This is a genomic window from Azorhizobium doebereinerae UFLA1-100, assembly GCF_000473085.1.
Taxonomy (GTDB): Bacteria; Pseudomonadota; Alphaproteobacteria; order Rhizobiales; family Xanthobacteraceae; genus Azorhizobium; species Azorhizobium doebereinerae.
Window position 1 is genome coordinate 44484 of record NZ_AXBA01000011.1, and the last position, 26466, is coordinate 70949.

The window sequence follows — 26466 nt, forward strand, 5'->3', positions numbered from 1 at the left end:
ATTTTCAGGCGCGCAGGCTGGATCGTCCATCGGGGGCGAGGGGCCGTGCAGGGAGCCATACGGAGAAGGTCGAGCCCTTGCCTTCCTCGCTCTCCACATCCATCAGGCCCGCGTAGCGCATCACCAGCGCATAGCTGATGGACAGGCCGAGCCCCGTGCCCTTGCTGGCCTTCGTGGTGAAGAAGGCGTCGAAGATCCGCTCGCGATGGCCGGCAGGGATGCCGACGCCGGTGTCGCTCACGCTGATGTTGACGCCTTCCTCGCCCCGCCGCGGCTCGTCGCGCGTCGCGATGGTGAGCGTGCCGCCCTCCGGCATGGCGTGGAGGGCATTCATCAGCAGGTTGACGATCACCTGCTGAAGCTCCGCCCTGTTGATATGGACGCCGCGCGTCGCAGTGTCGTGGCGAATGACCGTGATGTCCGCGCGATCAAGCAGATGGCGGACGAAGAGCAGGCAGTCGGAAACCACGTCGCCGGGCGCGAGGAAGTCCTCGTCCACCAGCGGCTGGACCGGGCGGGCGAACTGCAGGAGCTTGTCCACCAGCAGGGTAATGCGCTGGACCTGCTCGTCGATCAGCCGGAACTCCGTTCTGACGGGAACCGCCTGCGATCCGAGAACCTCACGGGCGACATCGAGATTTCCCTGGATGACGGCGATCGGGTTGTTGATCTCATGCGCAACGCCGGCGGTGATCTCGCCGATGGCGGCAAGCTTCTCGGACATGACGAGTTGCGCCTGTGCCGCCTCCAGCCGGCGGTTGGCGGCCTCCAGTTCGCTGGTGCGTCCCGCCACCCGCGCATCGAGTTCGTTCGCCCAGGCGCGCAGCTCGCGGTCGCGGACCTCGATCCGGTCGAGCAGGGCATCGAGATGGTGCGCGAGGCGGCCGATCTCGTCGGTGGTTCCGACGGGGCCGGTCCGGGCGTCGAGCTCGCCGGCCTCCACCCGCGTGATCGTGCTGTCCATCTGCTCCAGCGGCCGGAAGATGCCCTGCGCCCACCGCAGCAGGAAGGGCAGGGCGGCCAGCAGCACCAGCAGGAAGGGGACGGCGATGGCCGCCAGCATGCCGAGCTTGGCGGTCTGGAACGGCCGGTCGAGAAAGCCGACGTAGAGCATGCCGATGCGGCGGCCATGGCTGTCGAGGATCGGCTCGTAGGCCGAGATGTACCAGTCGTCGACCACGAAGGCGCGGTCGAGCCACACCCGGCCTTCCTCCAGCACCGAATGGCGCACCGCCTCGGAAACGCGCGTGCCGAGCGCCCGGTCGCCCGCGAACAGCCGCACGTTGGTGCTGATGCGGACATCGTCGAGAAACAGGGTCGCCGTGCCGGAGCTGCCCGCCGGCAGGCTGGAGGCCTGATAGACCAGATCGTTGATCGTATCGATGAAGGCGAGGTTCCTGTTGAGCAGCATGCCGCCGACGAGCGCGCCATGGCTGCCGTCCGGCAGGCGCACGGGTACCGCGGACTGGATCACCATGCCGCGGGTCTCTTCCTGCCGCGCCGCGGGCATCGCGCCCGGCGTCGCGACGATGGGTATGACGGCCTGGAGGGCGAGGTCGCCGGACAGGTGTCGGAGGTCGGCGGCATCCAGCACGTCGATCGCGGTTTCCGACATGCCGGCCATCGCCCGGGCGATCACCGGCCATTTCTTCCAGTCGAGGACGCGGTGCTGCGGCGGCGTGGACGCCAGGACGGCGCCATCGGGGGCGACCACGTAAAGATAATCCAGGGCCAGGCTCGTGCGGCGCTGGGCTAGGAAGGCATCGATCGGCTGCGGCGCCGCGGATGTCAGCAGATCGGCGAAGGCGGCGGAATCGCCCACCGCGTGCAGCGCCTCGTCGCTGTGCTCCATCAGGCGGTTGAGATACTGGCGGGCGATGGTGAGGTCGCCGCTGACCTTGGCGGTGAGCAGCCGGTCGAACATCACGCTCCATCCCATCACGGCCAGGATCAGCAGCGCAGGCAGGATGATCACGGTCGGGAGGAGGGCGATGGCGAGGAGACGGTAGCGCACCGAATAACGCCAGCGCCGGGGCGGCGCCGGTGCGGGCGTCACGGGATCAGACATTCCAGGCTGCGCATTTCCGGTCGAGGGTCTTGCGCGACACGCCCAGTCGTCGCGCGGCCTCCGCGCGGTTTCCTCCGACACTGTGCAGGATGTGCAGCATGTGGGCGCGCTCCACCTCCTCAAGCGTTTCGCCCACGGCGGTGCTGGCGGCGAATGCCGGAGGGGTGGATGAGTGCGGCCGATCTCCCAGGATGATAGTGCGCTCGATCAGGTTGCGCAGCTCGCGGATGTTGCCGGGCCATTCGTAGCGCTCCAGCTCGGCGATCCGCGCGTCTTCCAGAGCCATTGGCGCGACGCCGAGCTGCTGGGAAATCTCGCTGATGAAGTGGCGGGCCAGCGGCGCGATGTCCGCCGTGCGCTCGCGCAGCGGCGGCAGGTGGATGTTCACCACGTTCAGCCGGTAGAGCAGGTCGCGCCGCATCTGCCCGCTCGCCGCCGCCTGTTCCAGGTCGCTGTTGGTGGCGGCGATGATGCGCACGTCCACCGGCACCTCCCGCTCGCTGCCCACGGGGCGGACGCGCTTGTCTTCCAGCACACGGAGCAGCTTGGCCTGAAGCGGGAGCGGCAGCTCTCCCACCTCGTCGAGAAACAGGGTTCCGCCCTGGGCGTAGAAGAACAGCCCCTCGCGCGAGGTGGCCGCGCCGGTGAAGGCGCCCTTCAGATGGCCGAACAGTTCGCTTTCGATCATCTCGGCCGGGATGGCGGCACAGTTCACCGGAACGAAGGGCTTGTCGGCGCGTGGCGAGCGCATGTGCAGGGCCCGGGCGGTGACTTCCTTGCCGGTACCCGATTCGCCGGTGAGGAGCACGGTGGTCGGCAGGGGCGCCAGCCGCTCCACCATGTCGCGGACCAGGGACAGGGCGCGGGAGCGGCCGATCAGCTGGCCGATCTGCGAGGCGCCGGCCTCGGGCAGGATATGGAGCTGGCGCCTCAGCAGAAAATTCTCGCGTCGCAAGCGCGCCCGGTCGAGGCAGCGGGTGACGGCGTTCAGCATCTGGTTCGCCCGGAAGGGCTTTAGGATGAAGTCCGCCGCGCCCTCGCGCATGGCCTGGATGACGGTGTCGAGATCCGCGAAGGCGGAAATCAGGATGACCTCGCCGAAATAGCCGGAGGCCCGCAGGTCCTGGAGCCAGTCGAGGCCGTGCTTGCCTTCCATGATGTTGTCGAGCAGCAGCAGGTCGAAGGGCTCGGTTTCGAGCAGGCGCGCGGCCATGTCGGCTGATTCCGCCTCGGCCACGTGCTTGCAGCGGGAGGCGAGGAGCCGGCACATGAAGTTGCGCATGCCCGCCTCGTCGTCCACCACCAGGATGGAGGCGTTTGCGAGCAGTTGAGTGTCATGGCTGCTGTCGCCGGGCTTGGCCCGGGACGCGCCTTCTGATCCGTGCATTCTGCGATCCGGCGTTTCCATGGCCCGTTCCCCGAGCCTGGTCTTGTCCGGGACGTTAAGCCAAATCCGGATGGACAGGAAACCGGGGACGGGCCTCATGCCCGTCCCCGGTGCCGTCAATGCAGCAGGATCAGGGCTTTCTGAATGGTGATCCAAACACCCCAGGCGAGCGGCAGGCCCACGGCCGCCCAGGCCAGGATGGCCAGCACGCTCAGTCGTTCGGATGCTGCGGGCGTTCTGGACACCGGCGTCTCGCCGATGACGGCGGCACGCGGAGTGACCGGGGCGGCGGGTTTGCGGGCTGGCATGTAGTGGCGCTCGGCCACCGGGCGCACGAGCAGGTTGCAGATGAAGCCGAGCACCAGCAGGCCTGCCAGGATGTACATGGTCTGATTGTAGGCCTGCGACTGCGGGATGCCGGAGGCGATCTGGTATTCCCGCAGGTAGTTGATGAGCACGGGCCCGAGAATGCCCGCGGCGGCCCATGCGGTGAGGATGCGGCCATGGATGGCGCCCACCATGCCGGTGCCGAACAGGTCCGCGAGATAGGCGGGGATGGTGGCAAAGCCGCCGCCATACATAGAGACCACCACGCACAGGATCAGCACGAACAGCAGGGGGCCGCCCAGATTTGCCGCCCAGGGCACCAGCGCATAGAGCGCGAAGCCCACGGCGAAGAACGTGAAGAACGTCGCCTTGCGGCCGATGCGGTCGGAGAAGGAGGCCCAGGCCAGCCGCCCGCCGATGTTGCACAGGCTGAGCAGCCCGGTGAAGCCGGCCGCGATGGCCGCGATCTGTCCCTTTTGCTGAACGCTCAGTGCGCTGAAGGGGAGATCAAGGCCGATGAGGCGCCCGCCGAACACCTCCTGGAGCATGGGCGAGGCCATGCCGATAACGCCGATGCCCGCCGAGACGTTGAGGCAGAGGGCGGCCCAGAGCAGCCAGAACTGAGGGGTGCGCCATGCGGCTTCCAGGCTGACGTCATGCTTGGTGACGAGCTTGCGCGTGGAGATGGAAATCCCGCTCCAGCCCGCCGGCTTCCACCCTTCGGCGGGAACCCGGTAGCCGAGCGCGCCGCACACCATGAAGACGAAATAGATGGCCGCCAGCACCAGGAAGGTCTGCCACACGCCCACCGAGGTCGGGGTGGCGAAGGCGCGCATGAGGAGGTCGGCCAGCGGCGCGCCGATCATCGCCCCTCCGCCGAAGCCCATGATGGCCATGCCGGTGGCCATGCCGCGCCGATCCGGAAACCATTTGATGAGCGTCGAGACCGGTGAGATGTATCCGAGCCCGAGGCCGATGCCGCCGAGCACGCCGGACCCGAGCCACAGCATCCAGATCTGGTGCAGGGAGATGCCGGCGGCCGAGATGACGAGGCCACCGCACCAGCACACGGCCGAGACCAGTCCGGCCTTGCGCGGCCCGGCATGTTCCAGCCAGCCGCCGAACAGCGCGGCCGAACAGCCCAGCAGGACAAAGAACAGCGTGTAGGTCCAGCCCAGCATGCTGATCTGCCAGTCGCAGGTGGTGGCCACGATGCGGGCGAGGAACGTCATGTCCGAAGGACAGGCGATCGGCTGGCTGACGCCGACGGCGCGAGACAGCGGCAGCCAGAAGACGCTGAAGCCGTAGGCCATCCCGATGCACAGGTGGATGGCGAGGGCCGCGGGGGGAACGAGCCAGCGATTGAAGTGGGCTTCGGCGACCGTGCGTTCCCGGCTCAGGAATGGCGCGGAGGGTCGCGGGTAGGTTGCAACGGACATGATGTCTCCCTGACCAAAAATTCTTGTTTGGCTCCGGGCCTTTGGGCGCGGGCGCGATGGGCCAAGCAAGGACGGGGCCATGAGGGAGAGCGCTTGAGGAGCAAGGCGGCAGAGGCGTCCGGGAACCTCTGGCCCGGACAGAATGTCCAGTCCGGAGGAAGCGAAGTCGGTCCGGGTGGACAGTTTGTCCCGCCGGCGCGGGCCAGACGCCGGACCGCCGGCCGGAGCTTGGTCGCTCCTTGCCTGGCGGGGCATCGTCGCGCGGCTCGGCACGGGGCTGCCGGCTCGCGCGCGGGGGCGGTGGGTCTACCCCTTCAGCCGCTCGGTGAAGGCGGTGAAGAACTGATCGGCGAGCTTGCGCGAGGTCGCCTGGACGAGGCGGCTGCCGAGCGCGGCAAGCTTGCCGCCGATCTCGGCCTTGGCGTCGTAGCTCAGCACGGTCTCGTCCCCGTCGGCGACGAGCCGCACGTCGGAGCCGCCCTTGGCGAAGCCGGCGATGCCGCCATTGCCCTGGCCGAGGATGCGGCAGCCGTTGGGTGCGTCGATATCCTGCAATTCCACCGTGCCGGCAAAGGTCGCCGAGACCGGGCCGACCTTGAGCTGGACCTTGGCGGCGAAGCTCGTCGGCGAGGTCTGCTCCAGCTCCTTGCAGCCGGGGATGCAGGCCTTCAGCGTCTCCGGGTCGAAGAGCGCCTGCCAGACCATGTCGCGCGGGGCCGCGATGCGGTGTTCGCCGGTGATGTCCATACGTGTCTCCGGGCGCCGTTCAGACGGCGCAATAGCGTTCCTGGATGGCCTTGTCGGCGAGCAGCGCGGCGGCCGTGCTGCGATGCACGACCTCGCCCTGGTCGATGATCACGGCGCGGTCGGCGAGCCTCAGCGCCCATTCGACGTTCTGTTCCACCAGCAGCAGCGTCACCCCCTGGTCGCGCAGGCGCCGGAAGAGCGCGCCCATCTCCTCGACCAGGACCGGCATGATGCCCTCCGAGGGTTCGTCGAGCAGGATCATCTTCGGCTTGGCGATCATGGCGCGGGCGATGGCGAGCATCTGCTGCTCGCCGCCGGACATGGTGACGCCCTGCTGGTCAAGCCGCTCCTTCAGCCGCGGAAAGCTCTCCGCGATCTCGTCGATCGCCCGACGCTCGTCGATCGTGCCGTCGGTGGCGACGAGGCCGAGCTGGAGGTTCTCGCGCACGGAAAGCCCGGGCACGATCCGCCGCTCCTCCGGCACGTAGGCGAGGCCGAGCTTGAAGCGGGCATGGGCCGGCAGCGGCAGGAGGTCCACACCGGCGAGCCGCACCGCGCCCGTGGCCTTCGGCATCAAGCCCATGACGGAGCGGATGGTCGATGTCTTTCCCGCCCCGTTGCGGCCGACCAGCGCGACGATCTCGCCGGGTTCCACCTCAAGCGAGATGCCGTGCAGGACATGGCTCGCGCCATACCAGGCGTTCAGCCCCTCGATCTCAAGCATAGCCATCATTCTGTCCCAGATAGACGCGGCGGACCTCGGGGTCCGTCTGGATGTGCTGCGGGCTGCCATCGGCGATCAGCCGGCCGTGATGCAGCACGAGGATGCGGTCGCTGAGGCCGAGGATCATCTTCATCTTGTGCTCGACCAGCAGGATGGTGCGCTCGGCCGCGAGCCGTTCGAGCAGGGCGACCATCTCCTTGGTCTCCTCCGGTCCCATGCCGGCGGTCGGTTCGTCGAGCAGCAGAAGCTCGGGATCCGCGACCAGCGCGATGGCGATCTCCAGCGCGCGCTGCTGGCCATGGGCGAGGAATTTCGCCGTGCCGTCGCGGCGCCCGCCGAGGCCCACGGCGGCCAGCGCGGCATCGGCTCTGTCGTCGAGTTCGGTCATCACGGCGCGGTTGCGCCAGATGTCATAGCGCGCACGGAACGCCTGCGCCGCGACCCGCACGTTCTCGTGGACCGAGAGCTCCGGGAAGATGTTGGTGATCTGGTAGGAGCGCGCGATGCCGAGATGCGCGAAGCGGTGCTGCGGCGTGCCGGTGATGTCGCGCCCCTTGAAGCGGATGGAGCCGGCCGACGGCGCCAGCACGCCGGAGAGCACGTTGAAGAAGGTGCTCTTGCCCGCGCCGTTCGGCCCGATGATGGCGGTCACCTTGTTCGCTTCGAAGGCCGCGGTCACGCCTTCGAGCGCGATGAAGCCGCCGAAGCGCCGGCTGATGCTCTCGACCGAGAGCAGGGGCGCGTTCATCGGTCGGCCCTCCAGGCGATGAGCGTTCCCCAGATGCCCTTGGGCAGGAACAGCACGAACAGGATGAAGACCGTGCCGACGACGATCTGCCAGTGCGAGGTCCAGAGCGAGACCACATCCTCCATGAGGAGGAAGGCGAGCGCGCCGACGAAGGGGCCGAAGAAGCTGCCGGCCCCGCCGAGGAGCGTCATCATCACGATCATGCCAGAGGTCTGGTAGTGCAGGATGTCGAGCGGGACGATGGCGAGGTGCAGCGCGAACAGCGTGCCCGCCAAGGCGCAGATCAGTCCAGACAGGGTGAAGGCGATCAGCTTGGTGCGCTCCACATCGTAGCCGCAGGCCCGTGCCCGGGTCTCGTTCTCGCGGATCGCCTCGATCACCGCCCCGAAGGGCGAGTTCAGGATGCGCGAGACCAGCCAGAGCGCGGCCGCCGCGAAGACCATCAGCACATAGTATTTCTTGATCGGATCGAGGAAGTCGATCGACCAGCCCAGAATATCGAGCTTCGCCACCGTGAAGCCGCGCAGCCCGTTCTCGCCCCCGGTCCAGGACGAGGCCTGGAGTGCCGTGTAGTAGACGAGCTGCGACAGCGCCAGCGTCACCATCGAGAAATAGATGCCGCGCGTGCGGATCGACAAAAGGCCGATGACGAAGGCGAGCGCAGCGCCAGCGGCCACGCCGAGCAGGAGCGCCGCGAACCACGGCACGCCGAACCTGCCGATGGCGATGCCGGTGACATAGGCGCCGGCCCCGAAGAAGGCGGCATGGCCGAAGGAGAGCAGCCCAGTATAGCCGAACAGCAAATTGTAGCCGACGGCAAGCAGTCCGTAGACCAGCACGTTGACGGCGAGCGCGTTGGACGGCAGCAGCCAGGGCAGCAGGCAGAGCGCCAGGATGGACAGCGGCACGCGCCAGGCCGCGAGCCGGGCCCGCCAGCCGCGGTGGCCGGCGGGCCCGGCCATGACGGAAGCGATGGAGGAGGTGGAGGCGGTCATCCGGTTTTCCTCATGCCCGTGTCGGCTTGCCGAACAGGCCCTGGGGCCGGACCAGCAGAACGAGCGCCATCAGCGCGAACATCACGATCGTCGCCATCTCGGGGGCGAAGAGGGCGGTCATGCTGATCGCCACGCCGACCAGCAGTCCGGCCACGACGGCGCCGACCAGCGAGCCCATGCCGCCGATCACCGTGACGACGAAGGCCTCGGCCAGCACGAGCGAGCCCATCTCGGGATTGACGTTGCGCATCGGCGCGGCGAGCACGCCGCCGAGCGCGGTCAGGGCGACGCCGAGGCCGAACACCAGCAGCCAGACCGTGGCGATGTCGACGCCGAGCACGCGCATGATCTGGGGATCCTTGGCCCCGGCCCGGACGATCAGCCCGAACTTGGTCTTCTCCAGCCCGAGCCAGAGCAGCAGCAGGGTCAGGGCGACAACGCCCACGACAAAGAGCCGATAGATGGGGAAGAAGCCGATCCCGAGATCCGCGACGCCCGCCAACTGCGGCGGCGTCGGAAACGGGATGCCGTCGCTGCCGAAGAGGATGCGGACCGCCTCGACCAGCACATAGCCGAGCCCGAAGGTGAGCAGCAGCGGGTCGTCGACCGAGCGCTTGTAGAGCGGCCGGATCAGCACCCGTTCGATGAGCATGCCCAGGGCGCCGACGGCGAGGGGGGCGATGAGCAATCCCCACCAGAAGCTGCCGGTGAGCGAGGCGATCCAGAGGCCGGCATAGGCCCCGACCATGAACAGCGCGCCATGGGCGAAGTTCACCACGCCCAGCATGCCGAAGATGATCGACAGGCCCAGCGCGACCATGATCATGATCGCGCCGAGCGCGACGCCCGAGAAAAGCTGCATCGCGATGAGTTCGGCATCCATCACGGAGCCTCCATGACGCGGTTGCGACGGATCAGGCGGGGAAGCCGAGCTCGGAGCAGGTGCGCAGAATGCTCTCTGCGGCCGGTTCGATCGCCAGGATCTTGAAGAGGTCGGCCTCGTTCTTCATCTCCGCCTTCTTCTTTGATTCCAGCACCAGCACCGATTGCACCGACTGGTGGTCGCATGCTCGGTAGTGCTGCGGTCCCTTGGCCACGTCGTATTGCAGCTTCTCCAGAGCCGCGACCACCTTGTCGGTGTCGGGGCCGCCGGCCGCCGCCATGGCGAGCAGCAGTGAGGAGACGCCGGTGAAGCCATAGGCGCCGTAGTCGGTCGGATAGGCGCCGCCATTGGCGGCCTTGAAGGCGTCGTTGAAGGCCTTTGCCGACGGGATGGTGTCCTCCAGCCCCCAATAATAGTTGGCGCCGCCGACCACGCCCTCGAAGGCCTCCGGCCCGACGGCAAGGCGCTGGTTGTGCAGCAGCACCGGAACGACGATCTTCGACTGGCGGTTCATGCCGAAATCGACCGCCTGCTTGATGGCGTTGGCCTGGTCGCGGCCGAAATTGCAGATGCAGAGGATGTCGGGCCGCATGGCGCGCAGCTGCGGCATGAAGGTCGAATAATCGGCCGCGCCGAACGGGTGCAGGATCTCGCCGACGCTGGTCGCGCCGATCGCGGCCTGCGCGCGCTTGAAGCCGCGCAGCATCTCATGGCCATAGGCATAGTCGGCGACGAGATAGGCGATTTTCGAGCCCGGCTTGAAGGTATGCTTCGCCACGGCGGCCGTGGTCATGTGCGGGTTCAGGGCCTCGTGGAAGGTGAAGCGGCTGAAATCCTTGACCTCGTTGATCGTGTCCGACTGGCTGATCGAGACATAGATCACGCCGCGGGCGCGGGTGACCTCGTTCACCGCCAGTTGCACCGCGCTCGACAGCGCGCCGACGACCGCGTGCACCTTGTCCTTCTCGATCAGTTCGAGCGTGCGCGTCGCGGCCTCGCCGGCGTTCAGCTTGTCGTCGCGCACCAGCAGTTCGACCTTGCGCCCGGCGATGCCGCCTTTGTCGTTGACGAGCTTTACCGCCAGCTCGGCGCTCTTGACCTGGTCCTTGGCCTCGGCGGCGAAGGGGCCGGTGAGGGGGGTGGGAAAGCCGATGCGGATGCTCTCGCCCTGCGCGCGGACGAGGGCCGGCATCGCGAGCGCGGCGGAGCCGGCGGCAAGACCGGCGAGCGCGCTGCGCCGGGTAATGGAATAAGTGCCCTGGCTGGTCATGGTGTCCTCCGCATATCGTTGTTCTTGTGGTTTGTTCTTCGACGTTGTTGTCGTTCGTTCTTGGTCAGATCGTGCCGAGCGCCTTCAGCAGGCGGGCGGGCGTCATCGGGATCTGGGCGATGCGCGCGCCGAACGGGCTCATCGCATCATTGACGGCGTTGAGCGCGGCGGCGGAAGCCGCAGCGGTGCCGGCCTCGCCGCAGCCCTTGGCGCCGAGCTCGGTATCGGCGGTCGGCGTCTCGATATGGCCGACCACGATGTCGGGCATCTCGCATGCCATCGGCACCAGATAATCGGCGAGCGAGCCGTTGGTCAGCTGGCCGTTCTCGTCGTACCGGCATTCCTCGAAGAAGGCCGCGCCGAGGCCCTGCACCACCCCGCCGCGCACCTGCTCGTCGACCAGCAGCGGATTGATGATGCGGCCGCAATCCTCGACCACCCAGTGCTTCAGGATCTTGACGAAGCCGGTCTCGACGTCGAGCTCCACATGGCAGCCCTGAACGCCGTTGGTGAAGGCGAAGGGATAGCCCTGCGGGGCATGGTGATGAGCGACGGAAAGCTGGGCGCTGAGGTCGCGCGGCAGCGTGTCGGAGCGGAAATAGGCGATGCGCGCGACCTCGGAGAGGCTGACGCGTTCGGTGCCCGAGGCTGCATCGACGACGACGCCGTCGCGCATGTCGAGTTCGCCGGCCTGCGCCTGGAGGATCGAGGCGGCGATGGCGAGCACGTTGCCGCGGAGCTTGCGGGCCGCCTGGAGCGCCGTCTCGCCGCCGATGCCGGCGCCGCGACAGGCCCAGGTCGCACCGCCGTGCGGGGTGGTCTCGGTGTCGCCGGTGATGACGCGGACCCGTTCGCGCGGAACGCCGAGCTGGTCGGCGACGACCTGGCCGACGATGGTCTCGGTGCCCTGGCCCTGCTCGGTCACGGAGATCTGGCAGCGGACCTCGCCCGACGGCGTCACGGTGAGGATCGCGCCGTCCTGGGCCGAGATGCGCGCTCCGCCGATGCCGTAGAAGGCCGGGCTCGGGTTGGAGATTTCGACGAAGCTGGCGATGCCGATGCCGCGATGGATGCCCCGCTGGCGCAGCGCCGCCTGCTCCGCGCGCAAGCCGTCATAGTCCATCATTGCCTTGAGCTTGGCGAGGCTCGCCTGATGCGACAGGGCCTCGAACTGGTAGCCGGTGGGCGAGGCGCAGGGGTAGGCGTCGTCGGCGATGAGGTTGCGTTCGCGCATCGCCACCGGGTCGAGCCCGACCTTGGCCGCCGCAAGGTCGACGAGCCGCTCGGTGACGGCGCAGGCGATGGGATGCCCCACCGCGCGGTACTGGCTGGTCTGCACCTTGTTCTGGAAGACGACGGAAAGTTCGGCGCGGTAGCTGTGGAAGCGATAGGGCGCGCCCATCAGCCGGATGACCTGATTGCCCTCGACGGCGCTGGTGCGCGGATAGGTCGAGAACGCGCCGATGGCGGTGACGTCGTCCACATCCATCGCCAGGATGGTGCCGTCGTCGTCGAGCGCCATGCGGGCCCGGACGCGGTGGTCGCGGGCATGGATGTCGGAGACGAAGGCCTCGATCCGGTCGGCGACATATTTCACCGGCCGGCCACAGAGCATGCTCAGGCCCACCACGGCCATGTCCTCCGGATAGACATGCAGCTTCATGCCGAAGGAGCCGCCGATATCCGGCGCGACCACGCGCACGCTGGCCTCGGGGATGCCGTAGTGCCGGGAATAGAGATCCTGGAACTGGTAGGGGGTCTGCGTGGCGTGATGGACCGTGAGCTTGCCCTCGCTGGGGTCCCAGTCGGCGAGGATGGCGCGCGGCTCCAGCGTCACGGCCGTGTGCCGACCGAAATGGAATTCTTCCTCGACCACGTGGGCGGCATCGGCGAAGACGCCGTCGATGCCACCGGTGTCGAGACGGCTCCCGAAGCAGAGATTGTCCGCGACGGCGAGGGCGGCCCGGTCCGCGCCGGGCGCGCGGGCATGGTCGACCTCGACCACCGCCGGCAGTTCCTCGAACGCGACGGTGACCGCTTCGGCCGCGTCCTCAGCCTGCGCGCGCGTCTCCGCGACGATCGCGACCACCGCCTGGCCGGACCACAGCACTTCTTCGATGGGCAGCGGCAGTTGCGGTGCCGACTTCATGCCCTTGAAATGATCGAGCGTGCCGGTCCAGGGCGTGCACAGCCGGGCCAGATCTGGCCCGGTCGCGACGAGCCGCACGCCCGGCATCGCGCGGGCCGCCTCCGCATCGATCGAGACGATGCGCGCATGGGCATAAGGGCTGCGCAGAAAGGCGACGTGCAGCATGCGCAGCAGCACGAGGTCCGTGACGTAGCGCCCGCGTCCGGCGAGCAGCCGCGCCGCGTTCGGTCGCGAGACCGAGCGGCCGATATAGGAGTTCGGGCGGTCGAGCGCGCCGAGGGGGGCGTTCATGCCGGCTCCTCCGCCATAGAGGACGCCGCTTCGCCCGCCCGGCGGCGTGCGACCGTCTCGATGGCGTCGACGATCGCTTCATAGCCGGTGCAGCGGCAGTAATTGCCGGAGAGCGCGTCGCGGATTTCCTCGCGGCTCGGCATCGCGCAGCGGCTGAGCAGCCCGTGCGCCGCGACCAGCATGCCCGGCGTGCAGAAGCCGCATTGCAGGGCGTTGCGTGTGTGGAAGACACTTTGCAGATCGGCGATCGCGGCGCTCTCGGTCAAGCCCTCCACCGTCTGGATGGTGGCGCCGGCGGCCTGCACGGCGAAGATCAGGCAGGCATGGACGGGCAGGCCGTCCAGCATGACGAGGCAGGCGCCGCAGGCGCCCATCTCGCAGCCGGCATGGGTTCCGGTCAGGCCGAGGTCGCGGCGCAGGAAATCGGCCAGCGTCTCGCGCGGCTCGACGCGGCGGGTCAGCTCCTCGCCATTGACCGACAGGGTGATGGGCAGGTGCGCGCTCATGCTGCCGCCGCGATCTTGCCGAGCAGGCGCCCCAGCAGCACACGGGCGAGGTGCAGCCGCATTGCCGCCGGCACCTGCTCGTCGTCCGCCGGATCGAGATCGGAGGCCAGCGCCGCCTGTGCGTCGCGGATCGCGGCGGCGTCGAGGGGCCGCCCGTTCAGGGCGGCCTCCGCCGCGCGGGCGCGCAGCGGCGTGGAGCCGACGGACAGGAAGGCGATGCGCGCTTCGTTCACGACATCGGCGGGCAGGGCGAGCATCACGCCGCAGCCGACGATGGCGTAGTCGCCGCGCCGGCGCGCGAACTCGTCGAAGGCGCAGCGATGCCCAGGGCGCGCGACGGGGATGTGGATGGCCACCAGCAATTCGCCGGGCTCGATCGCCGTCTGGTAGAGGTCCTGGAAGAAGTCCGTCGCCGGCACCCGTCGCCGGCCCGCCGGACCGGCGATCTCCATCTCGGCCGCGACGGCGAGCATCATCGCCGGAAATTCTGAGGCCGGGTCCGCCAAGGCGATGCTGCCGCCGAGCGTGCCGCGGTTGCGGATCGCCGGATGCGCGACGAAGGGTGCGGCCAGCGCCAGCAGGGGCGCGCAGGCCGCGATCAGCGGGTGGTCGTGGACCTCCACATGCCGCGTCAGCGCGCCGAGGCGCAGCCACTCGCCGTCCTGCGAGATGCCGCGCAGCTCGGCGATCCGGCCGATATCGACAAGGCATTCCGGGGCTTGCAGGCGCAGGGCCAGCGCCGGGACCAGGCTCTGCCCGCCGGCAATGAAGCTCGCTTCGCTTCCCGCCGCGGCGAAAGCGTCCAGAGCCTCCGCGACGGTCGCGGGGCACACATAGCTGAAGGCCCGGGCTTTCAAGGCTGCCGAACTCCGATGACACGTTTCCAGGTCCAGATTTGTAACCATCTGGTCTCAAAATGAACGCACGACATCTGGAGGGCGTCAAGTTAAAATGACCATCTGGTCTCAAATTTGCCGTGGCGGATCATGGCGTTGTATTCGCGTGGACATAACGGAGCGGGAATGACGGCCTCGGAAGACATGACGGACATCCGCCCGCGCCGGCGCAACATGCGGGCGCCGGAGCGGGAGCAGGCAATCCTGAACGCGGCGATCCGCTTCTTCGCCGAGCAGGGGTTCGAAGGCCAGACCCGCGAACTCGCCAAGCGCATGGGCATCACCCATTCCGCGATCTACCGGCACTTCCCGAGCAAGGAGGTCTTGATCGAGCGGGTCTACGAGCACGTCTATCTCAGCCGCTGGCAACCCTCATGGGCGCCGCTGATCGTGGACAGGTCGCGTCCGCTCGAAGCCCGGCTGGACCAGTTCTATCGCGAGTATGTCGCCCGCGTGTTCGATCATGACTGGGTCAGGATCTTCGTCTTCTCGGGACTGCGGGCCGTCGACATCACCGGCCGCTATCTCGACATCGTCAGGCGCGAGATCATCGAGCCGGCCTGCGTCGAGCTGCGCCAGGAACTTGGCCTTCCCGGCCGGGATGAGCGTCCGCTCACGGAGCGGGAGACCGAGATGTTCTGGGGCCTCCACGGCCGCATCTTCTACATCGCGATCCGCCGCTACGTGTACCAGACGCGGACGCCGGAGCGGCTGGACGACATCGTCGCGGATGCCGTGCGCGGCTTCTTCATTGGCGCGCGGAGCATGGCCCCTGATCTCGTTCGACGCGGGGAGGCGGTGGCGGGGGGCGGCGCTTAGCCGTGTCCGGCGGGTGCGCCGGGTGCCTCAGTCCACGGCCTCGACATAGGTCGCGGAAATCCGGCCGATCTGCGCGTCGGCCTCCTCCGGGATGAGGATCGGGGCGCGGCTGGCCCCCACGTCCGGCGCGGCGTGCCGCAAGGCCCGCTTCACGACGGCCGGCGGGAAGCCGAGGGCATAAAGCTCCGCCCGCAGCGTGCTGAACCGGGCTTGAGCCGCCTCCGCCGCGGCGTGATCGCCGCGCACGAAGGCCGCATAGATGGCGTTCAGCGTCTCGGGCGCGACATTTCCAAGCCCGGAAATGGAGCCGGCGGCTCCGTTGCGGAGGCCGTGCAGGACCAGCGAATCCGGGCCGACGAGCACGTCGAAATCATCGCGCCCCCGGGCGATGGCGAGGAAGCTGTCGAGGCTGTCCTTTGAGCCTGCGCTGTCCTTGATGCCGATGATGTTGGGGTGATCCGCAAGGATGTCGGCGGTCTCGGGCGCGATCGTGTTCCCGGTCCGGGCCGGAATATTGTAGAGATAGAGGGGCTTGGACAAGGCGTCGGCAATCCGCCGGTAATGGGCGATGAGTTCGGCCTGCGAGCAGGCGATGAAGGAGGGCGTGATCGCCGACAAGGCGCGCACGCCGAGCCGTTCGATCTCCTTGCCGAGCGCGATGGTCTCGCGGGTGGACACCTCCCCGACATGGGCCAGCACCGGCACCTGGCCGGCGGCGGCATCCACGCTGATCTCGGCCACGCGGACCTTCTCCGCGAAGGAGAGGGCATAGAACTCCCCGTTCGTGCCGGCGCAGAACACGCCGTTGCCGGCCTTGGCCTGCCGGGCCACCTGGCGGCGCAGCGCGGCGGGCGCGACCGCCTCGGTCTCGTCGAAGGGCGTGACGATGGCAACAAACGGGCCGGTGATCTTGGTCATGTCCTCAAATCCCAGACTGTGAGCGGCAATGATCGGAGGGGCGATGATCGGAGCGGCAACGATCGGCGCGGACCGCGCGCATCCGGCCGGCGATGCCCTCCTGAGCCGCCGCTTGCTTGGCAGCCTCAAGTCCTAGATTTGGGACGTGCATCTGTCAACATGTTGTAACTTCTGCTGCGCCGGGCGGCGTCAAAGCGCCAGGTCAAGAACCTTGCCCTCGAACAGGCGGTCGTATGAGCCCTGGATGTGCCGCCGCATCATGTCGCGCGCGGCGTGCGCGTCGCGATCGCGGATGGCCGTGAAGATGGCGGCGTGTTCCTCCAGCACGCCGGCGAGATCGCCGGACGGGCCGAGCAGGGACAGGCCGTGGAGCTTCATGCCCACGGTGATGTGCTCCTTCAGCGCCTGCATCGAGGACAGGAAGAAGTAATTGTTGGCGGCCTCGGCGATGGCGATGTGGAAGGCGTAGTCCGCGTCCTCGCGATGCCGGTGGGCATAGGTGGTGTCGCGCAGCAGATCGAGCGCGCGCTCAATGGTTTCAAGCGCGGCGCCATTGTGCCGCTGGGCGGCGTAGAAGGCGTTGGCGGGCTCCACCTCAAGGCGGAATTCGTAGCAGCGCTGCACGTCGGCGATGGTGCCCACCGGCGCGTAGGTCAGCGCCTTGCCCGTCTCGGGCTCGGGTCCGCGCACGAAGGTGCCGGCGCCCTGGCGGGAGAACACCAGCCCGTCCTCCCGCAGCCGGCGCAGGGCCTCCCGGATCACCGGACGCGACACGCCGAAGATGGCCGAAAGATCGTGCTCGCCCGGTAGCCGCGAATGGGGCGCGTATTCCCGCGAGGCGATGCGCGCCCGCAATTGATGATGCACGCGCTGGACCAAAGGAGAAGGCGGGGCGGGGGCGGGAGCGGGAGCGGTACGGGCCATGCGGTATAAATTACAAGTCGTGACATGTTCGTCAAGGCGCAAACCAGAGTGGGCCACGGCGCAAACGGAAAATAGGCTCTCCACGGCTTGTGATATTACAACATGTTGACATCGTCGCCGAGCTGCGTTTGACTTCCCGAAACGGCCCGCCAGAGGCCCAGGGAAGGAGACGTCCAGGCTTCAGCCGCATGCCCGGCTTTCGCCCAGACGCGTCCGCCCCGTCGATATCAATGCGCATGGGTGGATGATGCCGAAGGCTTGGGTCGCGATGGTGCATTGGGCTGCCGGCATCGGCGCGCGGAAGCGGGGATGACGGCGATGCCCCGGCTTTCCCTGCGCCTGCTTGCCGATGACCTGACCGGCGCGCTCGACAGCGCGGCGGCGTTCGCGTCGGCGGAAGCTCCGGTGCCGGTGGTGTGGCGGGGCGAGATTCCGGAGCACGGCTCGGTCGCCTTCGACAGCGCCACGCGTGAGATTTCGGCGGCACAGGCCCGATTGGCGGTTCGCGCGCTGGCGCCGCGCCTTTGGCACTTCCGCTCGGGTCTGGCTTTCAAGAAGGTGGACAGCCTGCTGCGGGGGCATGAGGCCGCAGAATTGTGCGCCATCGTCGACTGGCTGCAACCGGATCACTGCATCGTGGCCCCGGCGTTTCCGGCCCAGAACCGGGTGACGCACGGCGGGCGGCAATGGGCGGGCGCGACACCGGGCGAGATCTGCGTCGAGACCGACCTTGTGGCCGATCTCGTCCGCGCCGACCTGGCGGTGCATGTGGCGGAGCCGGGTGATCCGGTGCCGCGCGGCGTGAGCTTCTGGAATGCGCGGACGGATGCGGATCTCGATCTCGTCGTGGCACGCGCCGATGGCCCTGAGCGCACCCTTTGGGTGGGGAGCGGCGGCCTTGCCGCCGCGCTCGCTCGCCGGAGCCGTGGGCAAGAGGCGCGCGCGCAGGAGATGCGCCGCCCCGTCCGCCCACCGCTGGGCCGTCCCGTCCTCGGCCTGATCGGCTCGGACCAGGCGGTCGCGCGCCGGCAATTGGAGCGTCTCGGGCGCAATCATGTGGTCTTGGCGCAGGGCGGGGAGGGCGAACTGGCACGCCTGCTCGCCGCCGAGGGCGTGGGCTTCGCCAGCGTGGCGCTAGCGGATGGGCTCGACCGGCGGCGGGCGGCGGCGGAGATCGCCGGCCGCTTCGCGCGGCTGGCGGATGGGCTTCCCCCTCCGGGCACCCTGGTCGTGGCCGGGGGCGAGACCTTGAGAGGGGTGTGCGACCATCTCGGTACGGCGCGGCTCGACGTCATCGGCGAGATGATGCCGGGCATTCCGTGCTCGGTGATGCGCGGCGGCCGCTGGGACGGCGTGGCCGTGGTCTCGAAATCCGGGGCGTTCGGCGGTCCCGATATCCTGAAACAGATCGTTACCGGCGAAGTGGCCGCGATAGCTGGAGCAGCAGCATGACACCCCATCTCGCCATCACCATGGGCGACCCCGCGGGCGTCGGCCCCGAGATCATCGTCAAGGCCTGTCTGGCCTTGCGGGATCGGCTGGCCGCCGGTGATCTGCGCCTGCTCATCATCGGCAGCAAGCCGGCGCTGGATGGTGCGCGCACCATGCTCGGCGCCGCGATCGACATTCCGGAGGTGGGCGAGCGCGACGCGTGGCCGGGCCTCGCCTGCCTCCAGGCCGGGCCGGAGGGAGAGCCGATCCGTCCGGGCGTCCTGTCCGCCGATGGCGGCCGCTTCGCCTATCTCGCCGTCGAGGCGGGTGTGCGGCTCGCGACAGCCGGCCGCATCCAGGGCATCGTGACCGCGCCGCTCAACAAGGAGGCGCTGAACAAGGCGGGCTACAGATTCGCCGGCCATACGGACATGCTGGCCACCCTCACCGGCGCGAAGGGATCGGTGATGATGCTCGCCCATGGCAACATGCGTGTCAGCCATGTCACCACCCATGTCGCGCTGAAGGACGTGCCCGCCAAGCTCACGCCGGAGCGCCTGCGCTATGTGATCGAGCGCACGGACGAGGCGCTCTCCGCTTTGGCGCTGGGGCGCCGGCGCATCGCCATCGCCGCGCTCAATCCGCATGCGGGGGAGGGCGGCCTGTTCGGTCGCGAGGACGACGAGGTCTCGGTGCCCACCATCGCCAGGGCGGTCGAGGACGGCTTCGACGTCGTAGGGCCGGTCCCCGGCGACACGGTGTTCGTCAAGCTCCGGGCCGGCCAGTTCGATGCCGTGGTCGCCATGTATCACGACCAGGGGCACATTCCGGTTAAGCTGCTCGGCTTCAACGTCAATCCCGAGACCGGAACCTGGGATGCCTTGTCGGGCGTGAACATCACGCTCGGCCTGCCCATCGTGCGTACGTCCGTGGACCACGGCACCGCCTTCGACATCGCCGGCAAGGGCATCGCCAATGAGCTGAGCCTCATCGAGGCCATCGCCTATGCCGAAAGACTGGCTGCTGCGCGGGGCATTTCCGCCCGCGACGCGGCGTGAAGGAGAGAGTTCGCATGAATGTCCATCGCTCTCCCATCGCCTCGGCCAGCCTGGCGGCGCCGATCGCCATCCAGCGGCCACGGGTCATCGAGTTCGGCGCCGGCGTCGCGGGCCTGGCCGGCCGCTGGGCGGCCGAGCACGGGCTGTCCCGCATCCTCGTCATCGCCGATGCCTTCAACGCCGCCCGTGTGGATGTGCTGGAGCTGAAGGGTGAGGTGAGGGTCTTCGGCACCGTGAAGCCGGAGCCGGACGTCGCCAATCTGGACGCGGCGCTCGCGCTCGCGGTCGAGGTGGCGCCGGATCTGGTCATCGGCTTCGGCGGCGGCAGCGCGATGGATCTCGCCAAGCTGGTGGCGGTGCTGCCGTCCAGCGGGCAGACGCTGGCGGAGGTGGTCGGTCCCGAGAAGGTCCGCGCCAGGGGCGCGCGGCTGATGCAGGTGCCCACGACCTCCGGCACGGGCAGCGAGGCGGGCACGCGGGCGCTGGTGACCGACCCTGCCACCCAGAACAAGCTGGCGGTCCAGAGCCTGCACATGCTCGCCGACATCGCCATCATCGACCCGGCCCTGACCCTCACGGTGCCGCCCGCCGTCACCGCCGCCACCGGCGTCGATGCCCTGGCCCATTGCGTGGAGGCTTTCACCAGCCGCAAGGCGCATCCGCTGATCGACATGTATGCCCTGGAGGGCGTGTCGCTGGTGGGGCGCTTTCTCGCGCGGGCGGTCGAGAATGGCGCGGATGTCGAGGCCCGTGCCGGCCTGTCGCTGGCCTCGCTCTATGGCGGCTTCTGCCTCGGCCCGGTCAACACCACGGCCGGCCATGCGGTGGCCTATCCGCTCGGCACCCGCCACCACATCGCCCATGGCGCGGCGAACGCCCTGATCTTTCCGCACACGCTCGCCTTCAACGCGCCGGTGGCGGCGGAGAAGACGGCCGCCATCCTCTCGGCCCTGGGCCTTGAGCCTTCCCCGCACCAGGAAGAGGTGTTCGGCGCCGCCTATGGCTATTGCGCGAAGCTCGGCTGCGAGATGCGGCTTTCCGCCCTCCACGTGCCGCGGGCCGACCTGCCCGAGATGGCGCGCGAAGCGCACGCCATCCGCCGCCTGCTGGACAACAACCCGCGTGACATCAGCCGCGAGGAGATCCTCGCCCTCTATGAGAAGGCCTATTGAGATGGGATCCCATCAGCCGGTCATCGAGCCCGAGGATCTGACCGAGCGCAGCGGCATCCTGCACCCGCGCGCCGGCGATGCCGCGCGGGTCGAGGCCTATCTGCCTTCGCCCTGCGTCCAGAACCATGCGGCCAATATCGCGGTGCTCGGCAATGGCGACCTGGCGACGGTCTGGTTCGGCGGCACGCAGGAAGGCATTTCCGACATCTCGGTCTATTTCTCGCGTCTTGCCCGCGGTGCCGACCGCTGGACGCAGCCGCAGAAGCTCTCGGACGATCCCACTCGTTCCGAGCAGAATCCGGTGCTGTTCACGGCCCCCGGCGGGGAGCTCTGGCTGATCTGGACCGCGCAGGTCTCCGGCAATCAGGACACGGCCTTCGTCCGCAAGCGCATTTCGCGTGATCACGGCCTCACCTGGGGGCCGATCGAGACGCTGTTCGAGGCGCCGGAGGGCGGCGGCCTGTTCGTGCGCCAGCCGCCGGTGGTGCTCGATGACGGGGCGTGGGTCATTCCGGTGTTCCATTGCGCGAGCGTGCCCGGCGCCAGATGGGTCGGCGACCGCGACACGAGCGCGGTGCGTCTCTCCACCGACGCGGGGCGCACCTGGAGCGAATACCCGGTGCCGGGCTCGCTGGGGTGCGTGCACATGAACGTGCTGAAGACGAAGGAGGGCCTGCTTGCCCTCTATCGCAGCCGTTGGGCGGAATTCATCCATGCCAGCCGCTCCACGGACGGCCGCGCCTGGACGGCGCCGGTGGCGACGTAACTGCCCAACAACAACTCCTCCATCCAGGCCACGGTGCTCGCCGACGGGCGCATCGCCCTCGTGTTCAACAATGCGAGCCGGAAGGACGCCACCGACCGCCGCACCGGGCTCTATGACGATCTGGAGGACGACGGAGCGCCCGCAGCGCCGGTGCCGGCACCCGAGGCGGCCGGGCGTTCCGCCTTCTGGGGCGCGCCGCGCGCGCCCATGACGCTCGCGATCTCGCAGGATGGCGGGCGGACGTGGCCGCGGATGCGCGACCTGGAGGTCGGCGACGGCTATTGCATGACCAACAATTCGAAGGACGGCCTCAACCGCGAGTTCTCCTATCCGTCGATCACCCAGACGGCGGACGGGATGCTTCAGATCGCGTTCACCTACTACCGCCGCGCCATCAAGCACGTCCGCGTCGCGCCCGAATGGGTGGCGGGGGCGTGACGTGATCGAGAAAAGAATGAGCAGGGAGACTCCCATGGCTGCCTTCGCGCAAGCCCAACCGATCGATCCGGCCGCCGCCGCGCTGGGCGACCTCATCCGCATCCGCGGGCTGGAGAAGACCTATGCGGACGGCAGCGTGCACGCGCTGTCCAACATCAACCTGGACATCCGGGACGGCGAGTTCGTGTGCGTCGTCGGCCCGTCCGGCTGCGGCAAGTCCACGCTGCTGCGCATCCTCGCCGGGCTGGACGATTACGACACCGGCACCGCGGCGCTGGACGGCAAGGCCATCACCGGCCCGTCCCGGGACGTGGGGGTGGTGTTCCAGGCCGCGAACCTGCTGCCGTGGCTGACGGTGCGCGAGAACGTGGCGCTGCCGCTGCGCGTCGGCGGCAAGCAGGTCGGCCAGGCGGAGGACGTCGACCGGCTGCTCGACGTGGCCGGGCTGAAGGACTTCGGCCATCGCTTCCCTTATGAGCTGTCCGGCGGGATGCAGCAGCGGGCCGGCATCTGCCGCGCCCTGGTGCGCAGCCCGCGCGTGCTGCTCATGGACGAGCCGTTCGGCGCGCTGGACGCGCTGACCCGCGAGCGCATGAACCTGGAGCTCCAGCGCATCTGGCAGGCCAGCCGGAAGACCGTGATGCTGATCACGCACTCGATTTCCGAGGCGATCTTCCTGGCCGACCGGGTGGTGGTGATGTCCGCCCGTCCGGGCCGCGTCATCCGCGAGCTGGAGGTGCCGATCCCGCGTCCGCGCAGCAACGACGGCATCATCAGCCATCCGGCCTATCCGGCGCTCGCCAAGGAGATCCGGGGCCTGCTCAACGCGCAGGGAGACGAGTGATGAGCGAGGCGAAGACTTCCGTCCTGGCCAATGTCACCGCCATCGAGGCGGCCGCGCCCAAGGCCCCGGCCGTCGCGGGCCGGAAGCGGCGCGGGAAGGGCGCGGGCGGCACCGTCATCATGGTGCTGGGCCTGCTGATCCTGTTCGGCGGGTGGGCGCTGGCGGTGAAATATCTCGAGATCCCGTCCTACATCCTGCCCTCGCCGGTGGCGGTCTGGCACGCGCTCTGGTCCGGCATCGCCGTGAGCCCGTCGAGCCCGCTCGGCTATTATCTGCCGCTGTGGGGCACCTTGAAGAATGCGGCCATCGGCCTTGCCATCGGCTCGGGCCTCGGCCTCGTGCTCGGCTCGCTCATGGCGGAGAGCCGGGTGATCGAGAAGCTGCTGATGCCTTATGCCTTCGCGCTCCAGAGCCTGCCCAAGGTGGCGATCGCCCCGCTGGTGGTGATCTGGTTCGGCTTCGGCGACGGCTCGAAGGTGGCGATCTCGGCCCTGCTGGCCTTCTTCCCGATGCTGATCAACAGCTTTACCGGCCTGCGGGCGGTGGAGCCGGAGCGCATCGACCTGATGCGCTCGCTCTCCGCCTCGCGGTTCGAGACCTACCGCATCGTGAAGCTTCCCAACGCCGCGCCCTACATCTTCGCCGGCCTCGACATGGCGGTGGTCTACGCCTTGCTCGGCACCATCGTCGCGGAATTCCTGGGCGCGCAGCAGGGCATGGGGGTGGTGATCACCCAGGCGCAGGCGGTCACCGACGTGGCCGGCGTGTTCGCGGCGCTCGTCATCCTCGGCGCCATGGGCATCCTGCTCCACGGCATCGTCCGCGGCCTCGAAGCCCGGATCGTCCATTGGGGCGACCGCGGCCGGAAATAAGCAGCCAAGATCAAAAGAAAACATGAGGGAGAAGGTCATGATCACACGCAGGCAATGGCTTCAGGCGAGCAGCGCCTTCGCGGCGGCTCTCGCGCTCGGTCCGCGCTCCGTCATGGCGCAGCCGGTCAAGACCGTGAAGGTGGGGGTGGGGCTGAAGTCGATCAATGCCAGCGTCATCAACCTGCTGATCGGCGAAGCGCTGGGCTACAATGCCGAGGAGGGCTTCAAGGTCCAGGGCATGGCGCTCGGCGGCAATGCCAACGTCCAGGTGGCGACCAACAAGGGCGACGTGGACGTGGGCATCGGCGTCCCGTCCTACGCTCTGCCGATCCTCGCCAAGGGCGAGTGGGGCAATGCGCTGTGGTTCTACCAGTACACCTATCCCTATAAATGGGACGTGGCGGTGAAGCCCGGCGGGCCGATCAAGGCCTATGCCGACCTCAAGGGCAAGAATATCGGCGTGTCGGACTTTGGCGGCACCGAGTATCCGGTCACGCGCAACGTCCTCAAGTCGCTGGGCGTCGATCCGGACAAGGACGTGAAATGGACCGCCGTGGGCGCGGGGGTGCCGGCGGGCGTGGCCTTGCAGCGGGGCGCGATCGATGCGCTCGCCTATTACGACACCGGCTTCGGCATCATCGACGGCGCCGGCATTCCGTTCGAGCTGGTGCAGCGGCCGAGCAACCTGCCCATGATCGGCGGGCAGTTCCTGATGGGCCTGCGCGAGCGCATCCAGGCCGAGCGGCAGCTGTTCGTCGGCTTCGGGCGCTCGACCGCCAAGGCGTCCTATTTCATCCTCGCCAACCCGCAGGCCGGCGCCAAGGCCTTCCTGAAGCTCTATCCCGAGACCGCGCCGCGCGGTTCCACTGAGGAGCAGGCGGTGAAGTCGGTCATCGAGGCCATCAGCCGCCGGATCAAGCTCTACGAGCCGCCCTATCCGGGCGCCAAGATGGGCAGCATCCGCGAGGACGAGTTCGTGACGGAAGCCAGGATGAACGATCTCGCCATCACCGATTTCTCGAAGATCTATACCAACGATCTCATCAACGAGATCAACAATTTCGACGTGGAGAAGATCCGGGCGCAGGCACGCGCCTACGGCCTGTGACGTCCTCTCCCGCGACGGGGAACGGGCGCGCGCGGCGCGCGCTCGTCACCGGGGTGAGCTCGGGGATCGGGCAGGCCATCGCCCGGCATCTGCTGGATCACGGCTGGCAGGTCACGGGCTTCAGCCGCGGCGTGCCGGCCATCGCGCATGAGGCGCTGCACCATGTGCCGGTGGACATCGCCGAGCGGGCCGCGCTCGCAGCGGCGCTGGATCAAATTGCCTCGCTCGATGCCGTCGTGCACGCGGCCGGCATTCTGCGGGTGGGAACGCTGGGCGCGCTCGATCCGGAGAACGGACGGGCCATGTGGCGGCTCCATGTGGATGCCGCCGAGCAGATGATCGAGGCGCTCGTGCCGAAGCTCCCCGATGGCGGGCGCATCGTCTTCATCGGCAGCCGCACGGCGGCGGGATCGGCCGGGCGGGCGCAATATGCGGCGACCAAGGCGGCGCTGGTGGGCATGGCGCGGTCCTTCGCCATCGAGCTGGCGCCGCGCCGGATCACCGTCAACGTGGTCTCCCCCGGAGCGACCGATACGCCCATGCTCAAGGATCCCAACCGCGCCTCGGTCTCACCCAAGGTGCCGCCCATGGGCCGCCTGGTGCAGCCCGAGGAGATCGCCGCCCTGACCGCGTTCCTGCTCTCGGAAGGGGCGGCCAGCCTCACCGGCCAGCAGATCGTCGTGTGCGGCGGAGCCTCGCTCTAGGCGGCCGGCGCGGCGCCAATTTCATGTTCCGCAATGCGAAACGGCGCGCGATACCTCAGGCCCGGCGCCGCTTCCCCTGTAGAAGCCTAGACCCGCCGAGGGATCGGACCTGCCGAGGGATCAGCCCTGCCGGGAGACGGCCCGGCCACGCGGCGTGACACCCCTCGGGGCGTGGCGGAAGAGGAGCGGGCGCATGACGGACGATCTGTTCTCGGTGGCGGGCAAGGTCGCGCTGGTGACGGGCGGCACCAGCGGAATCGGCGCGATGATCGCGCGCGGCTTCGTCCGGCGGGGGGTGAAGACCTATATCGCCTCGCGCGACGCGGACCGCAGCCGGGCGGCAGCGACGGAACTGTCCCGCGAGGGCCACTGCATCGGCCTGGCGGCGGACCTCGCGTCCGATGAAGGCCCCGAGCGTCTCGCCGCGCTGGTCGCCGGGCATGAGGGGCGTCTCGACATCCTGGTCAACAATGCCGGCGCCAACGATCGCGCCACCATCGAGACGGCGACGCCGGAGATGTGGGATTTCGTGCTGAACGTGAACCTGCGCGCGCCCTTCTTCCTCATCCAGAAGCTGCTGCCGCTGCTGCGCGCCGCGGCCAGCGAGGAGGCGCCCGCGCGGATCATCAATGTGGGCTCCATCGGCGGCCTGCACATTCCCGGCTGGGAGGCCTATCCCTACGGCGGGTCGAAGGCGGCGCTCCACCACCTCACGCGCGCGCTCGCCAAGCGCCTGGGGCCGGACCGCATCCTGGTCAATGCCATCGCCCCGGGGCCCTTCCCCTCGCGCCTGACCGACACCGCGTCCGATGCAGTGAAGAAGAGCGTCGAGACCTATGTTCCCCTCAAGCGCTCGGGCCGGGCCGAGGATGTGGAGGGCCTGACCGTCTTCCTCGCCTCGCGCGCCGGCGCCTATGTCAACGGCTGCACCATCCCGCTCGACGGCGGCTATCTGGCGGCGCTGTGATGCGAGGCGGGGGGC

At 68.6% G+C, this 26466-nt stretch carries 23 protein-coding genes and 1 pseudogene; 10 read left to right on the top strand and 14 right to left on the bottom strand.

All coding sequences use genetic code 11. The features are described 5' to 3' along the window. Positions 1 to 4: 4 nt before the first annotated feature. The 12 genes from YU1_RS0109280 to YU1_RS0109335 all read right to left on the bottom strand — a co-directional run bounded on the left by YU1_RS0109280 (position 5) and on the right by YU1_RS0109335 (position 14391). Complete coding sequence (locus tag YU1_RS0109280; RefSeq protein WP_029003825.1) at positions 5 to 2068, bottom strand: sensor histidine kinase; 2064 nt, start codon at positions 2066 to 2068, stop codon at positions 5 to 7. Beyond that, positions 2061 to 3455, bottom strand: a complete 1395-nt coding sequence (locus YU1_RS0109285) for a sigma-54-dependent transcriptional regulator (RefSeq protein ID WP_029003826.1) — start codon at positions 3453 to 3455, stop codon at positions 2061 to 2063. Before YU1_RS0109285 ends, YU1_RS0109280 begins: the two co-directional genes overlap by 8 nt. A gap of 116 nt (positions 3456 to 3571) precedes the next feature. After that, a complete protein-coding gene (locus tag YU1_RS0109290) occupies positions 3572 to 5221 on the bottom strand; it encodes an OFA family MFS transporter (protein ID WP_029003827.1) in 1650 nt (549 codons plus the stop codon). A gap of 306 nt (positions 5222 to 5527) precedes the next feature. Beyond that, complete coding sequence (locus YU1_RS0109295) at positions 5528 to 5968, bottom strand: SRPBCC family protein (RefSeq protein WP_029003828.1); 441 nt, start codon at positions 5966 to 5968, stop codon at positions 5528 to 5530. Positions 5969 to 5987: 19 nt separating this feature from the next. Beyond that, positions 5988 to 6692, bottom strand: coding sequence for an ABC transporter ATP-binding protein (locus tag YU1_RS0109300; RefSeq protein WP_029003829.1), 705 nt, complete (start codon positions 6690 to 6692; stop codon positions 5988 to 5990). Continuing rightward, positions 6685 to 7440: an ABC transporter ATP-binding protein gene (locus YU1_RS0109305; RefSeq protein ID WP_029003830.1), complete on the bottom strand. Its 756-nt coding sequence runs from the start codon at positions 7438 to 7440 to the stop codon at positions 6685 to 6687. Before YU1_RS0109305 ends, YU1_RS0109300 begins: the two co-directional genes overlap by 8 nt. Further along, positions 7437 to 8435, bottom strand: coding sequence for a branched-chain amino acid ABC transporter permease (locus YU1_RS0109310; protein WP_029003831.1), 999 nt, complete (start codon positions 8433 to 8435; stop codon positions 7437 to 7439). The genes YU1_RS0109305 and YU1_RS0109310 overlap by 4 nt, the downstream gene beginning before the upstream one ends. A gap of 10 nt (positions 8436 to 8445) precedes the next feature. Further along, positions 8446 to 9318 carry a branched-chain amino acid ABC transporter permease gene (locus tag YU1_RS0109315; RefSeq protein WP_029003832.1) on the bottom strand — a complete coding sequence of 291 codons (873 nt, stop codon included), beginning with the start codon at positions 9316 to 9318 and terminating at the stop codon, positions 8446 to 8448. Positions 9319 to 9349: 31 nt separating this feature from the next. Further along, positions 9350 to 10588 carry an ABC transporter substrate-binding protein gene (locus YU1_RS0109320; protein ID WP_029003833.1) on the bottom strand — a complete coding sequence of 413 codons (1239 nt, stop codon included), beginning with the start codon at positions 10586 to 10588 and terminating at the stop codon, positions 9350 to 9352. 64 nt (positions 10589 to 10652) lie between these two features. Further along, complete coding sequence (locus tag YU1_RS0109325) at positions 10653 to 13028, bottom strand: xanthine dehydrogenase family protein molybdopterin-binding subunit (protein ID WP_029003834.1); 2376 nt, start codon at positions 13026 to 13028, stop codon at positions 10653 to 10655. Next, complete coding sequence (locus YU1_RS0109330; protein ID WP_029003835.1) at positions 13025 to 13534, bottom strand: (2Fe-2S)-binding protein; 510 nt, start codon at positions 13532 to 13534, stop codon at positions 13025 to 13027. The genes YU1_RS0109325 and YU1_RS0109330 overlap by 4 nt, the downstream gene beginning before the upstream one ends. Next, positions 13531 to 14391: an FAD binding domain-containing protein gene (locus tag YU1_RS0109335; protein WP_029003836.1), complete on the bottom strand. Its 861-nt coding sequence runs from the start codon at positions 14389 to 14391 to the stop codon at positions 13531 to 13533. The genes YU1_RS0109330 and YU1_RS0109335 overlap by 4 nt, the downstream gene beginning before the upstream one ends. 213 nt (positions 14392 to 14604) lie before the next feature. On the opposite strand from YU1_RS0109335, the gene YU1_RS0109340 reads away from it, so the two are divergent. Continuing rightward, positions 14605 to 15249, top strand: coding sequence for a TetR/AcrR family transcriptional regulator (locus YU1_RS0109340; RefSeq protein ID WP_035714762.1), 645 nt, complete (start codon positions 14605 to 14607; stop codon positions 15247 to 15249). 27 nt (positions 15250 to 15276) lie between these two features. Here the strand turns inward: YU1_RS0109340 and YU1_RS0109345 are convergent, their stop codons facing one another. Then, positions 15277 to 16167 (bottom strand): dihydrodipicolinate synthase family protein, encoded by an 891-nt coding sequence (locus tag YU1_RS0109345; RefSeq protein ID WP_029003838.1) that lies wholly within the window; start codon positions 16165 to 16167, stop codon positions 15277 to 15279. 189 nt (positions 16168 to 16356) lie between these two features. Continuing rightward, positions 16357 to 17091, bottom strand: coding sequence for a FadR/GntR family transcriptional regulator (locus YU1_RS0109355; RefSeq protein ID WP_029003839.1), 735 nt, complete (start codon positions 17089 to 17091; stop codon positions 16357 to 16359). Positions 17092 to 17400: 309 nt separating this feature from the next. Here YU1_RS0109355 and YU1_RS0109360 point away from each other — a divergent pair, with 309 nt between their 5' ends. From YU1_RS0109360 to YU1_RS0109400, 9 genes and pseudogenes are all read left to right on the top strand, one after another. Next, positions 17401 to 18543 (top strand): four-carbon acid sugar kinase family protein, encoded by a 1143-nt coding sequence (locus YU1_RS0109360; RefSeq protein ID WP_051356682.1) that lies wholly within the window; start codon positions 17401 to 17403, stop codon positions 18541 to 18543. Continuing rightward, on the top strand, positions 18540 to 19580 hold the full coding sequence (pdxA, locus tag YU1_RS0109365; protein WP_029003841.1) for a 4-hydroxythreonine-4-phosphate dehydrogenase PdxA: 1041 nt from the start codon (positions 18540 to 18542) through the stop codon (positions 19578 to 19580). Before YU1_RS0109360 ends, pdxA begins: the two co-directional genes overlap by 4 nt. Positions 19581 to 19594: 14 nt before the next feature. Then, positions 19595 to 20752, top strand: a complete 1158-nt coding sequence (locus YU1_RS0109370; protein WP_035714696.1) for an iron-containing alcohol dehydrogenase — start codon at positions 19595 to 19597, stop codon at positions 20750 to 20752. A 1-nt stretch (position 20753) separates the two neighbouring features. Beyond that, a pseudogene (locus tag YU1_RS28765) lies at positions 20754 to 21956 on the top strand (sialidase family protein). Between the two features lie 34 nt (positions 21957 to 21990). Continuing rightward, complete coding sequence (locus YU1_RS0109380; protein WP_051356683.1) at positions 21991 to 22800, top strand: ABC transporter ATP-binding protein; 810 nt, start codon at positions 21991 to 21993, stop codon at positions 22798 to 22800. Next, positions 22800 to 23672: an ABC transporter permease gene (locus YU1_RS0109385; protein WP_035714699.1), complete on the top strand. Its 873-nt coding sequence runs from the start codon at positions 22800 to 22802 to the stop codon at positions 23670 to 23672. The genes YU1_RS0109380 and YU1_RS0109385 overlap by 1 nt, the downstream gene beginning before the upstream one ends. 37 nt (positions 23673 to 23709) lie before the next feature. Further along, on the top strand, positions 23710 to 24780 hold the full coding sequence (locus YU1_RS0109390) for an ABC transporter substrate-binding protein (protein WP_029003845.1): 1071 nt from the start codon (positions 23710 to 23712) through the stop codon (positions 24778 to 24780). Further along, the gene (locus tag YU1_RS0109395) at positions 24777 to 25484 is read left to right on the top strand and encodes an SDR family NAD(P)-dependent oxidoreductase (RefSeq protein WP_029003846.1); all 708 of its coding nucleotides are present in this window, start codon (positions 24777 to 24779) and stop codon (positions 25482 to 25484) included. Before YU1_RS0109390 ends, YU1_RS0109395 begins: the two co-directional genes overlap by 4 nt. Before the next feature lie 193 nt (positions 25485 to 25677). After that, positions 25678 to 26451 (top strand): SDR family oxidoreductase, encoded by a 774-nt coding sequence (locus YU1_RS0109400; RefSeq protein WP_029003847.1) that lies wholly within the window; start codon positions 25678 to 25680, stop codon positions 26449 to 26451. Positions 26452 to 26466: the final 15 nt, after the last annotated feature.

Bases quoted from the DNA above. Each gene is read 5' to 3' on its own strand.
- YU1_RS0109280 (WP_029003825.1), bottom strand. From the start codon at position 2,068: ATGTCTGATCCCGTGACGCCCGCACCGGCGCCGCCCCGGCGCTGGCGT.
- YU1_RS0109285 (WP_029003826.1), bottom strand. From the start codon at position 3,455: ATGCACGGATCAGAAGGCGCGTCCCGGGCCAAGCCCGGCGACAGCAGC.
- YU1_RS0109290 (WP_029003827.1), bottom strand. From the start codon at position 5,221: ATGTCCGTTGCAACCTACCCGCGACCCTCCGCGCCATTCCTGAGCCGG.
- YU1_RS0109295 (WP_029003828.1), bottom strand. From the start codon at position 5,968: ATGGACATCACCGGCGAACACCGCATCGCGGCCCCGCGCGACATGGTC.
- YU1_RS0109300 (WP_029003829.1), bottom strand. From the start codon at position 6,692: ATGCTTGAGATCGAGGGGCTGAACGCCTGGTATGGCGCGAGCCATGTC.
- YU1_RS0109305 (WP_029003830.1), bottom strand. From the start codon at position 7,440: ATGAACGCGCCCCTGCTCTCGGTCGAGAGCATCAGCCGGCGCTTCGGC.
- YU1_RS0109310 (WP_029003831.1), bottom strand. From the start codon at position 8,435: ATGACCGCCTCCACCTCCTCCATCGCTTCCGTCATGGCCGGGCCCGCC.
- YU1_RS0109315 (WP_029003832.1), bottom strand. From the start codon at position 9,318: ATGGATGCCGAACTCATCGCGATGCAGCTTTTCTCGGGCGTCGCGCTC.
- YU1_RS0109320 (WP_029003833.1), bottom strand. From the start codon at position 10,588: ATGACCAGCCAGGGCACTTATTCCATTACCCGGCGCAGCGCGCTCGCC.
- YU1_RS0109325 (WP_029003834.1), bottom strand. From the start codon at position 13,028: ATGAACGCCCCCCTCGGCGCGCTCGACCGCCCGAACTCCTATATCGGC.
- YU1_RS0109330 (WP_029003835.1), bottom strand. From the start codon at position 13,534: ATGAGCGCGCACCTGCCCATCACCCTGTCGGTCAATGGCGAGGAGCTG.
- YU1_RS0109340 (WP_035714762.1), top strand. From the start codon at position 14,605: ATGCGGGCGCCGGAGCGGGAGCAGGCAATCCTGAACGCGGCGATCCGC.
- YU1_RS0109345 (WP_029003838.1), bottom strand. From the start codon at position 16,167: ATGACCAAGATCACCGGCCCGTTTGTTGCCATCGTCACGCCCTTCGAC.
- YU1_RS0109355 (WP_029003839.1), bottom strand. From the start codon at position 17,091: ATGGCCCGTACCGCTCCCGCTCCCGCCCCCGCCCCGCCTTCTCCTTTG.
- YU1_RS0109360 (WP_051356682.1), top strand. From the start codon at position 17,401: ATGACGGCGATGCCCCGGCTTTCCCTGCGCCTGCTTGCCGATGACCTG.
- pdxA (WP_029003841.1), top strand. From the start codon at position 18,540: ATGACACCCCATCTCGCCATCACCATGGGCGACCCCGCGGGCGTCGGC.
- YU1_RS0109370 (WP_035714696.1), top strand. From the start codon at position 19,595: ATGAATGTCCATCGCTCTCCCATCGCCTCGGCCAGCCTGGCGGCGCCG.
- YU1_RS0109380 (WP_051356683.1), top strand. From the start codon at position 21,991: ATGGCTGCCTTCGCGCAAGCCCAACCGATCGATCCGGCCGCCGCCGCG.
- YU1_RS0109385 (WP_035714699.1), top strand. From the start codon at position 22,800: ATGAGCGAGGCGAAGACTTCCGTCCTGGCCAATGTCACCGCCATCGAG.
- YU1_RS0109390 (WP_029003845.1), top strand. From the start codon at position 23,710: ATGATCACACGCAGGCAATGGCTTCAGGCGAGCAGCGCCTTCGCGGCG.
- YU1_RS0109400 (WP_029003847.1), top strand. From the start codon at position 25,678: ATGACGGACGATCTGTTCTCGGTGGCGGGCAAGGTCGCGCTGGTGACG.